Source organism: Moritella sp., from assembly GCF_013215705.1.
In the GTDB taxonomy this organism is placed as follows: Bacteria; Pseudomonadota; Gammaproteobacteria; order Enterobacterales; family Moritellaceae; genus Moritella.
The window spans coordinates 60,954-83,527 of record NZ_JABSQR010000024.1; the positions used below are offsets into that span (position 1 = coordinate 60,954).

19 protein-coding genes and 2 pseudogenes are annotated in these 22,574 nt (G+C 38.2%); 11 read left to right on the top strand and 10 right to left on the bottom strand.

All coding sequences use genetic code 11. The annotated features are described in order from the left end of the window. The first annotated feature begins 75 nt into the window (after positions 1-75). Positions 76-240: a hypothetical protein gene (locus HRT96_RS15715; RefSeq protein ID WP_293158652.1), complete on the top strand. Its 165-nt coding sequence runs from the start codon at positions 76-78 to the stop codon at positions 238-240. 122 nt (positions 241-362) lie between these two features. Here the strand turns inward: HRT96_RS15715 and HRT96_RS21980 are convergent. Continuing rightward, positions 363-500: pseudogene (locus tag HRT96_RS21980) on the bottom strand (sterol desaturase family protein); the annotation flags it as partial. Between the two features lie 247 nt (positions 501-747). On the opposite strand from HRT96_RS21980, the gene HRT96_RS15720 reads away from it, so the two are divergent. After that, positions 748-3,351 (top strand): ExeM/NucH family extracellular endonuclease, encoded by a 2,604-nt coding sequence (locus HRT96_RS15720; RefSeq protein WP_293158654.1) that lies wholly within the window; start codon positions 748-750, stop codon positions 3,349-3,351. A 244-nt stretch (positions 3,352-3,595) separates the two neighbouring features. Here HRT96_RS15720 and HRT96_RS15725 read toward each other — a convergent pair whose 3' ends face one another. The 5 genes from HRT96_RS15725 to HRT96_RS15740 all read right to left on the bottom strand — a co-directional run bounded on the left by HRT96_RS15725 (position 3,596) and on the right by HRT96_RS15740 (position 6,658). After that, positions 3,596-3,940: a flotillin domain-containing protein gene (locus tag HRT96_RS15725; RefSeq protein ID WP_293158656.1), complete on the bottom strand. Its 345-nt coding sequence runs from the start codon at positions 3,938-3,940 to the stop codon at positions 3,596-3,598. Positions 3,941-4,161: 221 nt separating this feature from the next. Further along, the gene (torT, locus tag HRT96_RS15730) at positions 4,162-5,190 is read right to left on the bottom strand and encodes a TMAO reductase system periplasmic protein TorT (RefSeq protein WP_293158658.1); all 1,029 of its coding nucleotides are present in this window, start codon (positions 5,188-5,190) and stop codon (positions 4,162-4,164) included. A 603-nt stretch (positions 5,191-5,793) separates the two neighbouring features. Further along, complete coding sequence (locus HRT96_RS15735) at positions 5,794-5,919, bottom strand: hypothetical protein (protein ID WP_293158660.1); 126 nt, start codon at positions 5,917-5,919, stop codon at positions 5,794-5,796. Positions 5,920-6,009: 90 nt separating this feature from the next. Then, a complete protein-coding gene (locus HRT96_RS21985; RefSeq protein WP_366051936.1) occupies positions 6,010-6,255 on the bottom strand; it encodes an OB-fold-containig protein in 246 nt (81 codons plus the stop codon). Next, entirely contained in the window at positions 6,170-6,658 is a 489-nt protein-coding gene (locus tag HRT96_RS15740) for an OB-fold-containig protein (RefSeq protein ID WP_293158662.1), read from the bottom strand. Before HRT96_RS15740 ends, HRT96_RS21985 begins: the two co-directional genes overlap by 86 nt. Before the next feature lie 301 nt (positions 6,659-6,959). Here HRT96_RS15740 and hutW point away from each other — a divergent pair, with 301 nt between their 5' ends. Then, positions 6,960-8,282, top strand: a complete 1,323-nt coding sequence (gene hutW / locus HRT96_RS15745) for a heme anaerobic degradation radical SAM methyltransferase ChuW/HutW (RefSeq protein ID WP_293158664.1) — start codon at positions 6,960-6,962, stop codon at positions 8,280-8,282. Between the two features lie 50 nt (positions 8,283-8,332). Here the strand turns inward: hutW and HRT96_RS15750 are convergent, their stop codons facing one another. Further along, positions 8,333-8,788 (bottom strand): L-alanine exporter AlaE, encoded by a 456-nt coding sequence (locus tag HRT96_RS15750; RefSeq protein ID WP_293158666.1) that lies wholly within the window; start codon positions 8,786-8,788, stop codon positions 8,333-8,335. Positions 8,789-9,093: 305 nt separating this feature from the next. After that, the gene (locus HRT96_RS15755; protein ID WP_293158667.1) at positions 9,094-9,918 is read right to left on the bottom strand and encodes a DUF2797 domain-containing protein; all 825 of its coding nucleotides are present in this window, start codon (positions 9,916-9,918) and stop codon (positions 9,094-9,096) included. A gap of 339 nt (positions 9,919-10,257) precedes the next feature. Between HRT96_RS15755 and thrS the strand changes: the two genes are divergently transcribed. The 8 genes from thrS (at position 10,258) to ihfA (ending at position 20,373) form a co-directional block, all read left to right on the top strand. Next, positions 10,258-12,192 (top strand): threonine--tRNA ligase, encoded by a 1,935-nt coding sequence (gene thrS, locus HRT96_RS15760; protein WP_293158669.1) that lies wholly within the window; start codon positions 10,258-10,260, stop codon positions 12,190-12,192. Continuing rightward, the gene (gene infC, locus HRT96_RS15765; protein WP_083798045.1) at positions 12,189-12,731 is read left to right on the top strand and encodes a translation initiation factor IF-3; all 543 of its coding nucleotides are present in this window, start codon (positions 12,189-12,191) and stop codon (positions 12,729-12,731) included. Before thrS ends, infC begins: the two co-directional genes overlap by 4 nt. Positions 12,732-12,815: 84 nt before the next feature. Next, entirely contained in the window at positions 12,816-13,010 is a 195-nt protein-coding gene (rpmI, locus tag HRT96_RS15770) for a 50S ribosomal protein L35 (RefSeq protein ID WP_006034631.1), read from the top strand. A 27-nt stretch (positions 13,011-13,037) separates the two neighbouring features. After that, entirely contained in the window at positions 13,038-13,394 is a 357-nt protein-coding gene (rplT, locus tag HRT96_RS15775; RefSeq protein ID WP_019439702.1) for a 50S ribosomal protein L20, read from the top strand. 321 nt (positions 13,395-13,715) lie between these two features. Then, the gene (locus HRT96_RS15780) at positions 13,716-16,601 is read left to right on the top strand and encodes an EAL domain-containing protein (protein WP_293158671.1); all 2,886 of its coding nucleotides are present in this window, start codon (positions 13,716-13,718) and stop codon (positions 16,599-16,601) included. An 89-nt stretch (positions 16,602-16,690) separates the two neighbouring features. Next, positions 16,691-17,674: a phenylalanine--tRNA ligase subunit alpha gene (gene pheS / locus HRT96_RS15785; protein ID WP_293158673.1), complete on the top strand. Its 984-nt coding sequence runs from the start codon at positions 16,691-16,693 to the stop codon at positions 17,672-17,674. 14 nt (positions 17,675-17,688) lie between these two features. Beyond that, entirely contained in the window at positions 17,689-20,076 is a 2,388-nt protein-coding gene (gene pheT, locus HRT96_RS15790; RefSeq protein WP_293158675.1) for a phenylalanine--tRNA ligase subunit beta, read from the top strand. Between the two features lie 3 nt (positions 20,077-20,079). Beyond that, positions 20,080-20,373, top strand: a complete 294-nt coding sequence (gene ihfA, locus HRT96_RS15795) for an integration host factor subunit alpha (protein WP_006033911.1) — start codon at positions 20,080-20,082, stop codon at positions 20,371-20,373. Positions 20,374-20,503: 130 nt separating this feature from the next. Here ihfA and HRT96_RS15800 read toward each other — a convergent pair whose 3' ends face one another. Beyond that, positions 20,504-22,063 carry a SulP family inorganic anion transporter gene (locus tag HRT96_RS15800; RefSeq protein ID WP_293158677.1) on the bottom strand — a complete coding sequence of 520 codons (1,560 nt, stop codon included), beginning with the start codon at positions 22,061-22,063 and terminating at the stop codon, positions 20,504-20,506. 158 nt (positions 22,064-22,221) lie between these two features. Beyond that, positions 22,222-22,574 (bottom strand): annotated as a pseudogene (locus HRT96_RS15805) (ribonuclease E); the annotation flags it as partial.

A 22,574-nucleotide genomic window follows, 5' to 3' on the forward strand; every position in this document is an offset into this window, starting at 1 on the left:
CGTAAATTAGTAGTTGAAAGAAGGACGGAATTGACGGAATGCTGCCTGATATTAAAAGGTTGACTGAATATTTCGATGACAAAGTTAAATTATCAGATTATTGCCAAACACTACAGAAAGAATCACTCGTATCAATTCAGCAGACAACGTATTAAAAATACCATGGCGTTACTGCAACAAGCTGTTCCTGGTAGTGATGGTATGAAATGGCAGTCATTTTTACTCATTTCATTATCGTAATGACCAGGTATGTGTGCTTACTGGCAATGTTGCGTTAGTGGAACCGTTAGCAATATCATTCGAGATATAATCTGAATGATATTGCTAAGTATCAACTTATATTATCGGGAAGTGAAGTATCGCTATTTGCGCTTCTCGAAAGGAAATAATTGTTGCTTCAGCATTCCTTCTGGTACGTAATCGCCGAGCACGCCGTATTTATCTGGCCATTCTTTCTGGTTTCGAACAGCTGTGCCTAGCAGGTTAACAATAAAATGGTTTAAATCACCATGCCACTCAGGCCGTAAAATGATTTGTTCCGATCTATGGGGAAATAAAGTACTGCTTTCATGACTGACCACCCAGTACTAAAGTAGTAAATTCATAGTCATTTCAGTGTTTTTTAATAAGTATGCTTATAGTTTTATGGAAGTGTAATTTATTTGTCACTATTCTTAATTAGTATTTTAGAAGCCTAGTATCTAATGGATTGATACTGACTAATATACTTTACAAAGGAATGTTCAGATGAATAAGACAATACTATCTCTGTCTGTGAGTGCTATGTTTTCGTTGAATGCACATGCAGACATTTTAATTTCTGAATATATCGAAGGCAGTGCGTTTAACAAGGCCATTGAAATAGCGAATACCGGGGATCAACCCGTTACTTTAGCGGGGTATGAATTAGCGAAGTCAGCTAACGGTAATAGTGATTGGGGTAACCGTTTGTCATTAGCGGGTATTACTATCGCCGCGGGCGATGTATATGTGCTTGCCCATCGTGATGCGAATGCCGATATCCTGTCTAAAGCAAACATGACAGATACCAATGTGATCAATTTTAATGGTGATGATCCTGTCGCGTTATTATTAAATGGTAATGTGCACGATATCATCGGTGTGATGGGCGATCAAAACTTTGCTAAAGACGTTACTTTAATTAGGCAAAACTTAACCGCTTCGGCTGTCTATAACGAGTCAGATTGGGAAGTCAAAGCGAAGGATAACAGTGATGGCTTAGGTTCCTTAGCTTCATCTGATGGCGGTTCTGATAATGGCGGGGAACCAATTACCATTATAGAATCGACAATCATGGTACTGCAAGGTAATTCATGGTCTTCACCCTATACAGATCCCGAAAATGAAAAATACATCTCAGCTGAAACCTTCCTGATCGAAGGTATCGTCACGGCCATTCAAGCTAATGCCCTGGGTAACGATTTACCACAGGGGTTCTTCATTCAAGATGAACAGGGCGATAATGACGTGACAACATCTGATGGTATCTATGTCTCTGGTTTTATCACCGGTTTGTCTATCGGAGATAGGGTGGCTGTTACAGGCAAAGTCGAAGAGGATTATGGCTGGACCAAAATACAACCAACCAATGTAGATGTGATTGGTCATGGTACGATACCTGTAACAAATGTGAGAACCGACAGTAACGATGTAGATTTTGATTTTAGCCTTGAAAGGCACGAAGGCATGCTCGTTAATATTGACCAACAAGCCGATATGTATGTTGCGCGTACTTATGGCTTTGATTATGGCCCATTTCGTAACAACATGGTGATTGCCAAATCTGGCCTTAACCTGCATCCCAATCAACTGAATATTCCTGCGTCTACAGCGGCACAAGCGCAAATTGATGATAACGAAGATAGACGCATTATCGTCGAAACTATGGTCAAAGCACCCAATGGTGTACCGTTATGGTATCCAACGTTTGGGCAAGACAACGGTACTGGCACCACGGATGACTATATTCGTAATGGTGACCTGGTTAATGGATTGCAAGGTGTGTTGGGTTACTCTTACAGTGATTTTAGACTCTATATTACTAATCAAGCTGACGCACAAACGTTTATCCATTCCAACCCTCGACTACCTCGTCCAGATGTTTCCGGTGAAGGGCTGCGTATCGCCACATTCAATGTTTTAAACTACTTTAATTCTCCCTTTGACGGTGATTCGAATCCGACGGGTACTAATCGTGGTGCAACGACTTACGCAGAGTTTCAATTACAAGGTGATAAGATCGCGGCAGCTATTGTTGCTATGGATGCTGATATTATTGGTTTAATGGAAATCGAAAATAATGGTTTCGGTGATAGCTCTGCTGTTGCTCATTTGGTCGATAAAGTGAATGCATTATTACCAGAGAGTGAGCAATATACCTTTGTCACCAGTCCTGATAATGCAGGTTTTATTGGTAGTGATGCGATTGCCAATCAGGTGATTTACAAACCGTCAATGGTGACACTTGATACTTACCGAGTAATTAAGATGCCGGAACAACACGCCGGTCAAACTGGTAATGAAAATGGTGACAATTATCAACGCGATGCGATAACGCCAACCTTTAAGGTTAATGGTACTGAAGAGCTTGTGACCGTATCTGTTAATCATTTCAAATCGAAAGGCTCTACGTGTTGGGAAGATGTAGCGATTCAGAATGGCGAAGATGTTGGCTTTCAAGGGTCTTGTGAGCATTTACGTGTTTCAGCTGCCCAACATTTGGGTAATGAAATGGCGTTAATTGCAGGTAACAAGCTGATTATTGGTGATCTGAATGCTTACGGGCAAGAAGATCCGCTGCTTGTGTTAACGACGATGCCAGAAAACCACAGTGTGATGCCCGCACGCATGACATACATAGGTGATGAACCGATGGCGGGCAGTAATCCAAACGCTATCTCTGATTCATTTGGGTTTGTGAATGTGATTAGTGATCAGCATCCTGCTGCATATAGCTATATTTATAACGATACAGTGGGGACTCTCGATTATATATTAGTGGATAGCACAACCGCGTCAAAAGTGGTTGATGCAAATGTTTGGAATATTAATGCATCAGAATCAAAACTGTTTGAGTATTCGTCAAAATATACCGGAGACTTAACTAAGTACACTGATTTGTTTCGTTCGTCAGATCATGAACCTGCTATTGTCATTTTGGATGTATTAGGCGATGCAGACCTACCTGACCAACCAACACCTCCGAGTGGTACCGATGACGCTACAAGTGACGATGATGAAGAATGGTATGGCGGTTCAACTGGATTGTTATCATTTGGTTTGTTAACTGGTTTTGCTTTGTTCAGACGTTTTGCTCGGCAATCTGTCTAAATAATGTATATTGCTAATATCGAGCAATACTAATTTAAAAGCATGAACCGTGACCAACGTTGGTCACGGTTCTCAATATTAGTCCGTATTTTAGTGCTTGTTTAAAGGTGCTTTTTTAGACCATCATGCATAACTTATGATTATTAATCGATCGCTTAAATTTGGATGATTCACTTAATTTACGTATTCGAGAGAGGGCTGGCTACCCAGAAAAACATACTGAATAGCACAGGTTAAATGCGGATCAATATTTAAGCACGCTCGTTTCTGATACTTCAGGCGTGTCTTTTAGACCATTACCGACACTCGGTTCGATGGATAGATCATCTTTTTTAGCTGTCGGACCTGAAAATATTTGGGTGGCTAAATTATATTGACCATTGATCAAATCTTCTAATGAACCTGTTTGTTTATCTACTAGGCCAATTTCTTTTAGCATATTGTCGATTAATGGCGCATTTGCACGGTAATTTAGTGCTGCAGAAGTGACTTGTTCAGATAGGCTCAAAGGACTTGATTGTTGATTGCCGCTTGCTGACGTCACTATTTTTTTATACCCTATATCGCCAATTAAATAATTATATGACAATGGATGCTGAGAAATTCCGTCCTATTTTTACTCGTGAATATTTGAAACTGGCTGATGGTGTCACGAAAGGCACTGTTATATTAGAGACAATACCATTGGTAATTGAGAGTAAATAAAGTTTAACAGTGAAGAATCTATACACTGTAACGCTTGTTGTACCAAGGGTTACAGTGGTTTTTATTACTATATTCGTGTTATATATTTAGCTATGTCATCGACGACTAAATATTATATATAGGCTTAAAATCTATCGGAGAAAGTATGGCGGTTCTGTCAACTTGATTAATATTATTCTCATCAATAACAAATAATGTTGGACCTACATGCTTATCATATGATTTATCTTCGAGAATACGTATAGCTTGATCGATAGCAACTCGCCCTTGAATAACGACAGAATCGGTCGTAGCAGCTAAAATTTGACCTCGCTGAATACCTTTATGTACACCCGAAGTATAGTAATAAGACATAATCTTAATATCTTTAGTTAGATTTCGTGATCTTAATAGATCGTATGATGCCTCCGCTGTAACCGCTGTTCCGACTATATATTTAAGATCTGGATGAAACTCTATAGTCTCTTCAACTAATCTTGACTGAGTATCTTTACTTGTATCTCCAAATTTAGTTTCAACGATTCTAACAGCACTATCACTACCATAAATAGCATCTAGGAAACCTTTATCAGCCGCTTGGGCCCAGTCTGCACCTGCAGGTCCAGGAAACCAACCAACCTTAACAATTTTTGATCCTTTAGGATGACGTTCGGCAAGATATTGACCTATTTTGTATCCCATTTCACCAAAATAAACCATTGATTTAGCTGAAATATCAGTAGATGAAACATCATTTACAATATCAATAACAGGAATACCTTTTTCTTTTGCTTCTCTAATTACTTGATTAAGTCCATCAAAAGAAATTGCACCAATAACGATTGCATTAGCACCGTTTGCGATAAAATCTTTAATCTGAGAAATTTGTTTATTAAGGTTAGCGTATCCACCAGCTTCAACTAATTGCATTTTTACCCCTAGTCGCTGAGACTCGGATACAATGCCATAGTTTACAGAGTGCCAGTAACTATCTTTTACGTGTGGTAAGCATACGCAGATATTCCAAGATTTTTCCGCTTTTTCTAACGGTATATATTGTTTTAGAGTACGAGAGCTATACATATTAAACTCTGAATTCCCGACTTCGATATCATAAGGGAACCATGTTGTATTTTTTGAGTTTTCGTTTGACATATTTTATATCTTCCTTAATAAAAGTTAAATGAAATACTTATTTGTTATACACACCAATAAACCACCTCGTTAGTGGTACTCCTGTGTATACATTAGCACGCTAGCTAATTAGTGGTAGTCACTCATCGAGACACCACTAATTGTGGTATTTGTTTTTGTGATCTATTTAACAATTACTGCGTAGCCACCACTAAATGGATGTTCATTTTGTGGTTCATTTAACATTTAACATTTAACATTTAATAAAATAAAATAAAATATCTAATATTTAAAGAGGAATAATAAGTGAATGTTCCGTGATATGTAAATTAATACAAATCAGTCGTATTTCTATACTTCACTAACTTCACTTTAATATATCCCTGCTTTACTTAGATGATAAGGTCAATAAACAGAGATACTTAATGATAGATCTGAATACGGTTAGTCCGCGTTTACAAATATTTTTAAGCTGTATATTAACTTTTGTAGTTGGCTTACTGTGGTATCAAACAGGTACTTGGTTAGTACCTGTCACATTTATTTTAGCCCCATTTTTTTTATGTTTCTGTTAAAGATTCCATTTTATATTGTAATTACCTTTCTTATAATCGTAATACTTCTTTATTGTACTCGTTTACCTTCGGCTTCAGCTGCGACTGCGCGTAAAACATCAACAAATTTAGATTCCATTAGTTTTTTAAGTTCTTCGACGCGCATGGTTCTGGTACCCAGTGTTTGTGCTGCCATCGAGATACCTTCAACATTGGGTGCTACACGTAAGTAAACGTCGGATTTTCAGTATTGTTTACAAATTCCATTTTTATTAATCCTTGATTATTATTTGAAGGGGATTGCTAGCCAGGTACCATTAAGTTTTTCAACGATGACGACTTCTGTTCCTTTTGGTAAATATTCTTTTTCAAACTCAGGCTCGACCATGATGTAATGTTTTTGGTTAAAATCGTCGAGGAGTAATGCTTCAGCGGGGTTACCCGAACTAGCGGTCCCAATTGTTATTTTTGCCGCTTTGCCGCTTTGCCGCTTTGCCGATGAAGGTAGAGGTAGATACTGCGGTGGTTTCATTGTTGGGTATTATTTGGGCTAATGCAGAACCAACAAAATGGGTCATTATTAATGTAAAAAACACAGTGGTCGGTAATATGAATATTAATTGTGGCTGCCATTCGAGAGATGTTAATACAGCATAGTTAATGCTGTAACCAATAATTGCAAAATGAGTTAATGCAATGATTAACCAAATCAGCATTGGCAATTTGGTGAGGCATAACCAGTCAAGTAGATTGCTCACACCCCCATCTGTAATCGGTAAACTACTATTTGCATCAATTGGCGATATGTTATCGAGGAGCTCTAGTAAGCTAATACCAACGATTAATCCGAGTAACTCGAGGAATAAAAATAGTAAAACAATGCTAATTGCTAATGTGTAAAGCAGATTCATGTCCGCGAGCAGAAATGTAAACATGTTTGTTGACCTTGTTTATATACACTAGCTGCGCATTTGTACCGAAATTTAATGCGTGTTAGTAAAGTTTAGAAAATAAAACTTGGGTTTTGTAAATTGTAATTATTCTATCGAATACGCCCTTAAACAAACAATCATGTAAAGGTATGGATTTAGTATTAAGGCGAATGCGATAAGGACATATCACGATTGAGTACCGTCGCATAATATCAATTTAATTATCTAGTGTTGATCAAAAACAAAGAAAAACTTAATGAGAATCATTATCATTGTGTTTTGATTTACTTATTTGGATTGAATAATGATTTTCACACCGACCATGACGGGTATTTCTACACCTGAGCCGTTAAAGTTCGCGTTTACTGTAAAAACAAGTGCGCATGCTGGGCGTGCAGGTAGCCGACCTCTTATGCTTGATCAAGACAAATGGGAACAGTGGTGGTCAATTGACAGTAGTGCAGAAACAAGAGCGCTATATATTCATATCCCATTTTGCAGAAAACGTTGTAGTTTTTGTAATTTTTTTGAAAATGGTGCAAAACCAAGTCGCGTTACAAAATACGTCGATGCACTTTGTAAGCAATTGGCCGATGCCGCCAGCACTCAATTTATCTTAAGCAAACCTTTTGATACGGTTTACATCGGAGGTGGTACACCAACTGATATGCAGGCGAATGAAATATTACAACTTGCTAATGTAATTCAATCTTTCCCATTAAAACAAAATGCAGAAATCACACTCGAAGGACGTATTAATGGCTTCACTAATGAAAAATTTGAAGCTGCATTATCCGGCGGCATCAATCGGTTTTCTTTCGGTGTTCAAAGTGTGAATACTGAAGTGAGACAAGCTGCAGGTCGCTTTGATGATGAACAAACCTTATTGCAGCGTTTATCTGAACTTGCAAAGCATCCAAAGGCAACTATAGTTGCCGATCTTATTTTTGGATTACCAGGGCAAACATTTGATACCTGGATGCATGACGTACAAGCTATTATTGACTCAGGAATACATGGCGTTGACTTATATCAGTTAATTAACTTACCTAATTCACGTATCGATATTAATGAACAAAAGCACAAATTTCAAGATCGAGCAGATACACAAGAGCGAGCCGTGATGTATGCTGCCGGTGCCGAGTTATTAGAACAACATGGATGGGATCGTTTATCAAATTGCCATTGGCGTAGCCATAAACGTGAAGAAAGTTTATATAATACTTTAGCTAAACAAGGTGTTGAGATTGTCCCGTTTGGTGCGGGTGCTGGCGGGAGTATTCATGGTCATGGGGTGATGAATGCCCGCGATCTAAAAGCCTGGCATAATGCGAATGAATCCGGTATTAAAGTACCAGGTATGGTGATGTCAGTTAATGATAATGCCCAGATAGACGGTATTATTAAAAAGGGTTTTGATAAAGGTATGTTAGCCCTAGATGAACTGCCTGTATCATTACGTGATCATTTACAGGCATTATTTGTTAAATGGGGAGAGAATGGTTTGATCGAGTTAGATAATAATCGATTGAATTTGACTCTGGCTGGACGTTTCTGGAATGTAAATATGTTGGCTGGATTGTTCGAATATTTAGCGACGAATCCGTTATTAGTGCAGGCCGCATAACGCTTGGTAAAGCAAAGGCGCAGGCTGTGCCTTTGCTTTATACATTTTGATTAAGCACTGATACCAGTGCGGTAGCCTGGTACGCGAAATAGCTTACGACATAAATCAAGGAACTGACCGTAAAATACCCCAATAAAACAAGATACCACGGCATTGCTTGATACCGCTGTTACGATTTGCTCAAAATCAGCACCGACAAATAATAAAATTAATGCATAAACAGGTGATTGGAAAGATACATATGCAAACGTATCGCCAAATTGCTTTGTGAGTTTATTCTTAACCAATTTAGCACCGGTCTTAATAATAAAGTCACGATATAAACCATATGGGTAAGCAATAGCAACATTTACTGGGATTGACACCATACGGGAAGCTAAAGATTGTTCAAACGACATCCCTGAGACAAAGATCTCAATCAACATGCCCACAACAAAACTAAAAACTACCATTGCGAATGTGTCAGCTGCGGCATTTCGAACGCAGAAAGGGGCTTTAACTTGCATTTACTTATCTCTACTAGGCTAATGTCTTGTGTAAACTGTCTTTATCATCACTTATAAACTGGATGTTTAAATATAAGTGGAATATATGACTATTAAATCACGTATTAATAAGTTTTAATCACTGAATATAGGTTGGTTTTTAAGTTTTTTATGTATTAAATAGTGAAAAAGGATTGAAAATAGAAAGTAAATGCTGGGGAGTATGAAAATGACGCTAATTAGTGTGACGGGGTTCAAGTTACCGACCTAATGTTCCGGCCGGTATCTCATTGTTTGAATTATATGTTGACAGATCGGTCAGTTTTTTAACCTGTAAAGGTTATTTCATAGCTGGTAAACTTACGCATGTTGATCACACCGGTATCAAAAAACAAGTATTGACCTTTAATACCTTGCAATATGCCTGATACAACCGGTTCTTTATCAAAATTGTGTGAGACAATTTTTGTTGGATGCTGAGTAACAGGATAGTTAATTGTCACAATATCCTCTTCAAGCTCTTCGATTGCATCTAAACCAAACATCATTTCGATATGACCTAACTGCTCTTCAATTAAAGGCATTAAACGTGCTGCTTCAGCTTTTAAATCAAGATCTGCATTTTCGCCTTTCAGCATTGTGCGCCAATTAGTTTTATCACCAATGAATTCAGCCAGTGCCGTTTCAACTAATCCTGATATCTGTCTGGTTTTTACTTTGAAAATAGGCAGACCCTGTGTCGCACCTTGATCAATCCAACGCGTTGGCAATTGAGTGTGGCGGGTGATGCCAACCTTTAATGCAGATGTATTGGAAAGGTACACATAATGATCGGTCATACAAAAATCATCAGCCCACTCTGGTTGACGGCAAGTACCGTGTTCGTAATGGCATGTTTCAGGTTTCATGATACACATGTCACAACTTGCTAGCTTGCGTGTACAAACAAAGCAGTGGCCTTGTGAGTAGCTTTTTTTGGTTTTTTTACCACAGTTTAAGCAATGTATGTTGCCTGTGTGCGTCATTGTAATTGATTTACCGATAAGCTCGTTTAACGGTATAAGCGTATCGTCGAGTGGTAACTGGTAACTCACACTGCTATCTGCATTAAGAGTTGAAACCATTTTACTGATATGGCCGGTGGTTGACATGTTTAATATTCCATTGCTCGTGAAATTATTTGACTTAGTTGGGATTGTTGATTTACGTGTTTATTCTTATTTGAGACGGATAAATTCATGCAAAATCAACAAAAGCCGTGTAATTATAATGTAATTCTATATAATACCGGGTCTGAAATTTCTTTCTACTTATTGTTTTCACTTTTCGTATTTAGAGGGCAAAAGGTTCTGATGGAAATTTTAGATCTTTATTTACATGAGTAACATTATGTTGTGTATATAAAGAAAGAATTATCACACGATGTTTAATCACATCTTAATTTATGCAAACGCTGCATCGTAGGCAGCATCACTGCAAAAGGATATAAAATGCCTGTAATTACTCTTCCAGATGGCGCTCAGCGTCAATTTGACAACCCTGTAACGATTATGGAAGTTGCTGCGGATATCAGTTCTGGTCTTGCTAAAGCGTGTATCGCTGGCCGCATTAATGGTGAACGTGTTGACGCATGTGACCTGATCACTGAAGACGCTGCAATTGAAATCATTACTTCTAAAGATGCTGATGGCTTAGAGATCCTTCGCCACTCTTGTGCGCATTTACTTGGTCATGCTATTAAGCAATTATGGCCAAACACCAAGATGGCTATCGGTCCTACCATTGATAAAGGCTTCTACTATGACGTCGAAATGGAAGAACCAATTAGTGAAGCTGATTTAGCTAAGCTAGAAAAGCACATGAACAAACTGGTTAAGACCAACTATCAAGTTGTTAAGAAAGTTGTATCTTGGCAAGAAGCGCGCGATACGTTTGAAGCACGTGGTGAAACATATAAAGTAGCGATCTTAGACGAGAACATCGGTAAAGATGAAACGCCTGCTTTATATTACCATGAAGAATACGTTGATATGTGTCGTGGACCACACGTACCAGTAATGAAACACTGCCAGCATTTTAAATTAATGTCTCTGGCTGGTGCATACTGGCGTGGTAACTCAGACAACAAGATGTTACAACGTATATATGGTACTGCTTGGGCTGATAAGAAAGAGCTTAAAGCACATATTCTACGTCTTGCTGAAGCTGAGAAACGCGACCACCGTAAAATTGGTAAGCAACTTGATCTGTACCATATGCAAGAAGATGCACCAGGTATGGTGTTCTGGCATAACGATGGTTGGATTATTTTCCGTGAGTTAGAAAATTATATTCGTGAAAAACTACGCGAATATGATTACCAAGAAGTGAAAGGTCCACAAATCATGGATCGTAGCTTATGGGAAAAATCAGGCCATTGGGATAAATATTCAGAAGGTATGTTCTGTACTCATTCAGAAAACCGCGAATATGCGATTAAACCAATGAACTGCCCAGGTCACGTACAGATTTATAACCAAGGTTTAAAGTCTTACCGTGATTTACCACTACGTATGGCAGAGTTTGGCTCATGTCACCGTAATGAGCCGTCAGGTTCGTTACATGGCTTAATGCGTGTACGTGGTTTTACTCAAGATGATGCACATATCTTTTGTACTGAAAACCAAATTCAAAAAGAAGTTTCTGATTGCATCAAGATGGTTTTTGAAACTTACGCTACATTTGGTTTCGAAAACATTGAGATTAAACTATCAACGCGTCCTGAAAAACGTGTAGGTAGTGATGAGACTTGGGATAAATCTGAGAAGGCACTTGCTGATGCATTAACAGCGAGTGGTTTAAGCTATGATGTACAAGAAGGCGAGGGTGCGTTCTACGGACCTAAAATCGAATTTACACTACATGACTGTTTAGATCGTGCATGGCAATGTGGTACAATTCAGCTAGACTTCTCAATGCCTGAGAAATTAGGTGCGGAATATGTGTGTGAAAGTAACGGTCGTGAGACGCCTGTTATGATCCACAGAGCTATTTTAGGTTCACTTGAGCGCTTCATTGGTATTCTAATTGAAGAATATGCAGGACTTTTTCCTACTTGGATCTCACCTGTTCAAGCTGTAATAATGAACATTACAGACAAACAGGCTGTTTTTGCTACAGAATTTGTAGAAAAAATGAAGAAAGTAGGCATTAGAGCAAAATTAGACTTGAGAAATGAGAAGATAGGCTTTAAAATCCGCGAACATACTTTGAAACGTGTGCCGTATCTTTTGGTTATCGGCGATAAAGAAGTCGAGTCAGGAGAAATAGCAGTACGTACTCGTAAGGGTGTTGACTTAGGTACTATGAAGTTAGATGACTTCATTAGTAAATTACAAATAGAAGTCAACAGTCGCGGTAAAATAACTTTGGAGGATTCGTTATAAAAGGCGGAAAAAAAGGTCAACAACAAACGGCCAGACAACATCGTATCAACGAAGAAATTCGTATACCTGAATGTCGCTTAAACGGTGCTGATGGTGAAGTGATTGGAATCGTATCTATAAGAGAAGCTCTTGCTATCGCAGAAGAAGCAAATTTAGATCTTGTAGAAATTAGCCCGAATGCCGAGCCTCCTGTTTGCCGTGTCATGGATTACGGTAAATTTATATACGAAAAAAGTAAATCTGTTAAAGAGCAGAAGAAAAAGCAAGTTCGGGTTCAGGTTAAGGAAATAAAATTCCGTCCTGGAACTGACATTGGCGATTATCAGGTAAAACTACGCAACCTGACTCGCTTCCTCGAAGAAGGTAACAAAGCAAAAATTACGCTGCGTTTCCGAGGTCGAGAAATGGCGCACCAGAGCCTAGGCTTTGATCTTTTAAATCGTATTAAAGAAGATTTAAAAGAAATTGCAGTCGTGGAAGCTTTCCCGAAAATGGAAGGTCGCCAAGCTGTAATGGTGTTAGCCCCTAAAAAGAAATAGTAGGTGCTTCCAAGTAATATGAGTACGTAAGTATTCATATTCGCCTTACTATTATTCATTAATATTCAACAATGCGGAGTTATAATGCCTAAGTTGAAATCGAATAAAGGCGCTGCAAAGCGCTTTAAGAAAACCGCTAATGGTTTTAAACGCAAACAGTCTCACCTACGTCATATTTTGACCAAGAAGAGCACTAAACGTAAACGTCACCTTCGTGGTACGGAAATGGTTGCAAAGTGCGATGTTGCATCCGTTAAACGTATGCTTCCATACGCTTAATTTTAGATATAAAAGAGGAAAATAGTTATGCCTAGAGTTAAACGCGGTGTTGTTGCACGTGCTCGTCATAAGAAAGTTTTAAAACAAGCTAAAGGTTATTACGGAGCTCGTTCACGAGTTTACCGTGTTGCTTTCCAAGCAGTTACAAAAGCTGGTCAATATGCTTACCGTGACCGTCGTCAACGTAAACGTCAATTCCGTCAATTATGGATCACACGTATTAACGCTGCTGCACGTCAAAATGGTATGTCTTACAGCCGTTTCATTAATGGCCTTAAACACGCCTCTATTGAAATCGATCGTAAGATCTTAGCAGACATTGCTGTATTCGATAAAGCGGCATTTACTGTACTAGTAAATAAAGCAAAAGAAGCAGTTGCTTAATTTTAATTAATTAAGTAAATGTTATTGAAGGAGGCCTCGGCCTCCTTTTTTAGTATTTGGCATATGCTCTCATACCATATACCTACAACTAACTCATACTATATACCCATAACTAACTCATACTATATACCTATAACTAACTCATACTATATACCTACAACTAACTGATACTACCTATAAATACCTAATACAACTAGCTATAAAATAGCTATAAAATAGCTATAACTCCCTGTCTACAAAGCCTTCTATATACTTGCATAATACTTTTCTGTAATATAAATTTATCAATTTAAAATAATTTTAAGATAGATATTCAAATTCATGCATTATTTATTATCTTTATTCCTGATCAGCGTTTTGAGTCTAAATACTGCATTTGCGCAAGTAGACGGGCTCGTTATTGACTCTAATTTTGAAGTTGGCCGTCTCGGGTTAACAACAAAATATTTTGAGGATAAAACCAATTCATATACGTTTGATTATTTGTCACAGAGACAATCGGTTATCCCATGGGTTAAAAGCAATCAAGCGCATTTAAACTTTGGGTTCTCAGATAGCACATTCTGGTTTAAGGGAGAGGTAGTCAATAAAGCCGGTGTTGAGAAATACTTAATTCTCGATTTTGGTGATTCATTATTAGATTACATCGATTTATATTTAATTAATGATGATAGTGTACTTAAAAAAAGGCTTGGTACTCGTCGTTATGACGACGATAATATGTCTAATTTAACGTTTGCTACAGGTTTTAAGATCGGTGCAGGTGAAACAATTCACTATTTTATACGTATTAAAACAAGTGCATTTTTACAAACACCATTAACAATTTGGAATGCTAACGATTATATTGATGACAAATCACAACATGAATTGATGGTTGGTATATTCATCGGCTTGTTCTTGATGATGATATGTTATCTCGTTTTTTTGTATATCCATCTGCAAGAGCCGCGATTACTCCAGTACGTATTGTTCATTATATGTTATTTAGCCGTGATATGGATTATAGAAGGGTTTGGATTTGTTTATAATGTTGATTTTATTGCGCAATACTATGATTCGATAATTGTAGTTTTGATGGGGCTTATAGGATTAAATCTCAGTTTATTTGCACGACAACTATTGAAATTAAGATACCGTTCTTGGTTTTCACTATCTACCAGAATATTAATTAGTTCTTCCATTATCGTCATTTTAAGTCCGTTATTATTATCATTTAAAATGAGCATTATACTTATATCGATTTTAGCATTAGGTATTACATTATTGTCGATTGTATGTGGCTTATTTTTTATTCATGATGAATCTAAAGATGTCCGTTTTTATGTTCTGTCGTTGGTATATTTCATACTTGGTATTGATATACACATTTTAACGCGTTTTGGTTGGCTAAGTGAATTTGAGTTTGCTGATTATATTTCAGGGTGTTCAGCATTGATAGTTCTGATTTATTTATGCTGGAACTTCGCAAAACAAATGGCACATGACAGGATCGTGAAAAAAGATGTAGAGAAGCAAATGACATCAGTTAATGAACGTTATTATAGTGTGTTCCAAAATGCAGCTGAAGGTATGTTTACGACATCAATCGAAGGCAATATATTGGCGATTAATAAATCTATGTGCCGAACTTTAGGTTTTATTAATCTTGAAGACATGCATAAATCTGGTCATTCGAAAGCGGATGAATTCTATGCTGATCCACAGCTTCGTGCAACTATAATGGAGACCCTGCGTATTGAAGGCGAGGTTAATAGCATTGAAATGTCTGGATATGATCGTTATGGCGAAATATTTCATGGCGAGATTAATATGCGTTTAAATATTCAACCGGATATTACCATTATTGATGGTTCATTTGTTAATACGACCAAGCGTAAACAGCATGAAATAAAACTGGAGTCTATCGCTAAGTATGATCAGTTAACGGGATTAGTTAATCGTTCACATTTTGAGAAGCTTGTTGGTGCGTCACTAGAAGCTAATCGCTCGGTACTGGAAGATAACATTCTGCTTTATCTGGATCTTGACCAGTTCAAATTGGTTAACGACATATGCGGTCACGATGTCGGTGATTCATTACTGAAAAAAATTACGGTTGTTTTAAAATCATTCCTTGACGAAAGTGCGATATTGGCTCGTCTTGGTGGCGATGAGTTTGGTATTCTACTCAATCACACAAACTTTGATAATGCACTTGAATTCGCGGATACGATTCGTTGTGGAATCGAAGATTTTAGGTTTACACACAATGGACGTCATTTTGTGTTGGGTGTCAGTATTGGCATTGTGACATTGGACGAGTCAATTGAAAATTTTTCACAAGCATTAAGTCTCGCTGATACTGCATGTTTTACAGCAAAAGCACAGGGACGTAACCGCGTTCACGTATATAGTAAATGCAATGATGTAATGTTGGGCCATCAACGTGAAATGCGTTGGATTGGTGTTTTACGTGAAGCGTTAGATGAAAATAGATTTGAACTCGCATTTCAGACCATTAAACCGTTGTCAGCCTCAATTAAGGAAGGCTATCGTTACGAAATATTACTCCGTTTAAGAGATGAAGATGGTAATTTACAATCGCCGAGTGAATTTATTGCCGCCGCGGAAAACTATAATTTCATGTCACAGCTTGATCGCTGGGTCGTTAAAACATACTGTCAGTGGCTGTCTTCTAATCCCAAACACCTTGCTAATCTGAGCTCTGCTTCAATTAATTTATGTGGCCAATCTTTAGTTGATAGAAGTATGCATAGTTATATTGAAAACACGATATTAACGTATGGTATTCCGCCGGAGAAATTATGTTTTGAAATTACAGAAAGCCAAGCAATTATGGATTTCGATCAAACGATTTTGTTTATGAATAAATTTAAAGCATTAGGATGTCGTTTTAGTTTGGATGATTTTGGTAGTGGTTTTTCTTCATACAGTTACATTAAACGATTGCCTATTGATCAACTTAAAATTGATGGCTCATTTGTTAGAAACATCGAAACAGATAATGTTGATTACACGATGGTTAAGTCATTTAATGAAATTGCAAAGGCGGTTAATATTAAAACAGTCGCTGAATATGTGGAGAATGAAAACATTAAAAATATCCTGTCTGGAATCGGTATTGATTATGTTCAAGGCTATTTAATAGCCAAACCTGCACTTTTAGTCGATTTAGTTGATAATGAGCAACTTGATTCAGCTTAAGTACTAGCACTTCCGTCTATTTTTGAGTAAAATCATCCATTACTGAATGAATCTATTCACTTTTCCTGCCAACAGGTGATAAGAAAAACATGCAACACCTCAAAGAAATAATAGTACAGGCCGTAGAAGCCGTAGCAAACGCAACTGATCTCGCAACATTGGACGCTGTTCGTGTTGAGTACCTTGGTAAAAAGGGTATTTTAACTGAACAAATGAAGACATTAGGTAAACTGCCTCCAGCAGAAAAACCTAAAGCTGGCCAAGCGATCAACCTTGCTAAACAAGAAATTCAAAAAGTCATTAACGATAAACGTGATGCATTTCAGCAAGCCGTTTTAGATGCTAAATTAGCAGAAGAAATGATTGATGTTACTGCACCAGGTCGAACCAACCTCAATGGTGGTTTACATCCTGTAACACGTACTATCGAACGTATTGAATCATTTTTTGGTGAATTAGGTTTCGCTGTTAAATCTGGTCCAGAAGTTGAAGACGATTATCACAACTTTGATGCATTGAATATCCCTGAGCACCATCCAGCTCGTGCGGATCACGATACATTTTACTTTAATCCGAAATTAGTACTAAGAACACAAACGTCTGGTGTTCAAATTCGTACGATGGAAGTTGAAAAACCACCTATTCGTATTATTTCGCCAGGCCGTGTTTACCGTAATGATTACGATCAAACTCACACACCAATGTTCCACCAAGTAGAAGGTTTATTTGTGGACGAAAAAGTAAGTTTTAGTGAACTGAAAGGTGTGTTACACGATTTCCTAAACAACTTCTTTGAAGAAGATTTAGAAATTCGTTTCCGTCCTTCTTATTTCCCATTTACTGAAACTTCTGCTGAAGTTGATGTTATGGGTAAAAATGGTAAATGGTTAGAAGTACTAGGCTGCGGCATGGTACACCCTAACGTATTAGCCTCTGTTGGAATCGACCCTGAGAAATACTCTGGCTTTGCCTTTGGTATGGGTGTTGAACGTTTAGCGATGCTTCGCTATGGCGTTAACGATTTACGTTCATTTTTCGAAAATGATTTACGTTTCCTCAAGCAGTTTAAATAAGATAGGACTTCATAATGAAATTCAGTAATGAATGGTTACAAACTTGGGTCAAACCAGGTCTTACAAATGAAGAGCTCGCTCATCAAATCACGATGGCCGGCCTAGAAGTTGACGGTATTGATGCTGTTGCTGGTGATTTCACTGGTATCGTTGTAGGTCACGTTGTTGAATGTGGTCCGCATCCCGATGCTGATAAGTTACAAGTGACTAAAATTGATATTGGAGCTGAAGAGTTAATTGACATCGTATGTGGTGCAGCTAACTGCCGTGCAGGACTAAAAGTTGCTGTCGCAACAGTTGGTGCTGTATTACCAGGTGATTTCAAAATTAAAAAAGCAAAACTACGTGGTCAACCATCACACGGTATGCTTTGTTCTGAATCTGAAATGGGTATGGCTGAATCAGCTGACGGCATCATTGAGTTACCTTCTGATGCGGTTCCTGGTACTTGTATTCGTGAATGCCTTGGTCTTGATGATGTTACTATCGAAGTTGACCTTACTCCTAACCGTGCAGATTGCTTAAGCATCGCTGGTATTGCGCGTGAAGTCGGTGTTTTAAATAACATCGCTGTAACAGCACCAGAATGGACGAATGCAACAGAAACAAGCACTGAAACAGTAAATGTTTCTGTCACTGCGACAGAGCAGTGCCCTCGTTATCTTGGTCGTGTGATCAGTAACTTGGATATGAGCGCTAAAACACCTTTATGGATGGTTGAGCGTTTACGTCGTTGTGGCACTCGTTCAATCGATCCAGTTGTCGACGTTACTAACTATGTACTGTTAGAACTTGGCCAACCAATGCATGCATTTGATCTTGCAACATTAACTGGCGGTATTAATGTTCGTCTTGCTAACCAAGATGAAAAATTGACACTGCTTGATGGCAATGAAGTTAAGCTAAATGATAATACACTGGTTATTGCTGATGATAGCGGTGCTATCGCAATGGCGGGTATTTTTGGTGGCGAAAAAACAGGCGTAACAAGTGCAACAAACTCTATCTTACTTGAGTCTGCATTTTTTAGCCCGTTAGCTATTACTGGCCGTGCTCGCGCATACGGTCTGCATACTGATTCTTCACACCGTTTCGAACGTGGTGTTGATTCAGAGCTTCAATACCAAGCAATGGAACGTGCAACACAGTTGATCGTTGAGATCTGTGGTGGTGAAGTAGCCCCTGTTGTTGATGTGACAACTGAGTCTGCATTACCGACACATGCACCAATCAAATTACGTCGTCATCAATTAGATAAAGTAATTGGTTTCCATGTTGAAGATGCGAAAGTAACTGATATTTTAAACAGTCTAGGTCTATCTCCTACGTTTGAAAATGAGTCATGGACAGTCACTTCGCCATCTTTCCGCTTCGATATCGAAGTTGAAGTAGATTTAATTGAAGAAGTAGCACGGGTATTCGGTTATGACAATATCCCAAATGTTGCACCTGTTGCGCCATTGAAGATGACAGATCATAATGAAGCAAGATTACCTGTTCGCCGTATTCGTGATTTAATGGTTGACCGTGGTTTCCAAGAAGCAATCACATATAGCTTTGTAGATCCAAAACGTCAATTATTACTACATCCTGAAGCAGATCATCTCGTATTGCCACATCCAATTTCAATTGAGATGTCAGTAATGCGTGTTAGTATGTTCACAGGTTTGGTTGAAGCTGTTGTCGCTAACCAAAAACGTCAGCAACAACGTATTCGTTTATTTGAAACTGGTCTTACTTTTATTAAAGATGAGTCAGTTGAAAATGGTGTGCTACAAGTTCCTATGCTGGGTGCCATTATTGCTGGTACAGCGAATGCTGAATCATGGAATCAAGAAAGCAAGTCTGTAGATTATTTCGACCTTAAAGGTGATTTAGATGCATTATTAGACCAGACATGTAATTCAGATGAGTTTGTACTTAAACGTGCAAGTCACCCTGGTTTACATCCTGGCCAAAGTGCTGAAATATTTCATGATGGTCGTTCTGTCGGTCATATCGGTGCTATCCATCCTTCATTAGAGAAGAAGTTAGGTCTGAATGGTGTAACGATTATTCTAGAGATTGAACTTGCAACATTAACATCTCGCAAGTTACCGCAAGCTCTTGAAGTTTCTAAGTTTCCTGCTAACCGTCGTGACATCGCTATGATTGTTAAAGACGACGTTAATGCTGGTGATGTTCTGAACTTTATCAAAAAAGTTGGCGGGAATCAGTTAGTTGGCATAAACTTGTTTGATGTATACCAAGGTACAGGTGTTGTAGAGGGTCATAAGAGCCTGGCAATCAGCTTAACCTTACAAGATATCTCACGCACCTTGGAAGAAAAAGAAATATCAGAAGCAGTTAATAATATTGTTGAAGGTATTTCATCTGAATTCAATGCATCCTTGAGGGATTAATTTATGGCACTAACCAAAGCTGATATTGCTGAAACACTATTTAACGATGTTGGTCTGAGTAAACGTGAATCTAAAGAAATGGTAGAAGCTTTCTTTGAAGAAATCCGTTTATCTTTAGAAGTTAATGAACAAGTTAAAATATCTGGTTTTGGTAATTTTGACCTTCGTGATAAAGGTGAACGACCTGGTCGTAATCCTAAAACAGGTGAAGATATACCAATTACAGCTCGTCGCGTTGTGACTTTTAAACCAGGTCAGAAATTGAAAGCGAAAGTTGAGACTATCTCAAAAGATTAGAGTTTAATCAGATAATAAAAAACCGGCGAATGCCGGTTTTTTTATGCCTGTTATAAATGTTCATAACAGTGGCAGATATATTATTACCCTACAACATAATAAAAGGAAGTAGGGTAAGTGCTAAAAGGAATTAACTGTCTAGTTTATCTGATGCAATATGGTATTCAGGATCTTCAATTAAGTTCACCTCAATCATATCACCAGCACGCTTCATTAATTGCTTACATTCTAATGAAAGGTGACGAAGGTGTAATACTTTATCTGCAGCCACATAACGCTCTGCAAGTGTATCGATCGCTTCAATTGCAGAGTGGTCACATACACGTGAGTTAGCAAAATCAATGATTACATCTTTAGGATCTGCAGCAGTATCGAATAGCTCTAAGAAGTGGCTAACAGAACCAAAGAACAGTGGACCATTCACTTTGTATACTTTACTACCAGATTCTTCGATAGATTTCTCTGCGTTGATATGTGCGGCATGTTCCCAAGCAAAACGTAATGCAGACACAATAACACCGATGATCACAGCTACAGCTAGATCAGTAAATACAGTAACAACCGTAACAAGCACAATTACAAATGTATCTGCCTTTGGAATTTTACGAATTACACGGAAAGTTGCCCATTCAAATGTACCAATCACAACCATGAACATAACACCAACAAGTGCAGCTAGTGGAATAACTTCAATAAGTGATGAGAAGAACAAGATGAAGAGTAATAGTGAAATAGCAGCGGTAATACCAGATAAACGACCACGGCCACCAGAGTTAATGTTAATCATCGATTGACCGATCATGGCACAGCCACCCATAGCACCAAAGAAGCCGCTTACGATGTTTGATGCACCTTGTGCAACACATTCACGGTTACCTTTACCACGCGTACCAGTCATCTCATCAATGACGGTTAATGTTAGTAGTGACTCAATCAGGCCAACTGCAGCAAGAATTAATGAGTAAGGTAATATGATATAAAGTGTTTCTAGATTAAATGGCACACTTGGAATACTGAATGTTGGTAGTGAACCAGAGATAGTTGCATTGTCATCACCTGTCATAGAACGAACAAAATCGACTACAGTACGTGTATCTAGACCCATGTAATAAACAATTAGCGTTACTGTTACAATCGCAACGAGTGAAGAGGGCACTGCTTTTGTTAATTTAGGTAAGAAATGAATGATAGCCATCGTTAAAGCAACTAAACCAAGCATAATGAATAATTGGGTATCTTGTAGCCAAGCTAGATTACCACTACTGTCGATAAACTTGAATTGACCTAGTTGTGCTAAGAAGATAACAATCGCAAGACCATTCACAAACCCCATCATTACTGGGTGAGGCACAATACGAATGAATTTCCCGAGTTTAAATATACCCGCGAGTACTTGCAGTAGACCTGCAAGTACAACAGCGGCGAATAAATATTGCACGCCATTGTCAGCTACAAGCGATACCATGACAACAGCCATTGCACCGGTTGCACCAGAGATCATGCCTGGTCGCCCACCAAAAACTGCAGTGATTAAACCGACCATAAATGCAGCATATAAGCCAACTAGCGGTTCAACACCTGCTACAAAAGCAAATGCAATCGCTTCAGGTACCAGTGCGAGTGCGACGGTTAAACCAGACAAAACATCATTTTTTACTGATGTTATCGAATATTTTGGAAATTCAAACATAAATTATAAGTTACCGAGTTGTCATTAGTGAATAAATAAAAGGACCATGTAAATTTGACATGATCCTAGTTATTAAAAGTGTATTTAGTAAGTACTAAAAAAGCCGCATAACATGCGGCTTTTAGATTTAGCTAATAGTTATTGTTTAATAATAGTTATTATTTAGCTAATTTGGTTGGCGATGTGCTTTGTGAAGAAGCAAATTGACTACCACCAGGTCTAGCCGCTACATCAATAGATGGGCGTTGAACAACACCAACTTTAGCAACAAAGTTAGTTGTCGAAGGCGCTACCGGTTGAGGTCTTGCCATTTGAACAGTGAAGTTAGTTTTCTTTGATGTAGTGCCCTGTACCTGTAATGCTGGTACAGACGTTACTTCGATAGCTTGATAAGGAACAAGAGCTTCAGCAACAACTGGTGTTTCAGCAACAACTGGCGTTTCAGTAACAACTGGCGTTTCAGCAACAACTGGTGTTTCAGCAACAACTGGTGTTTCAGCAACAACTGGTG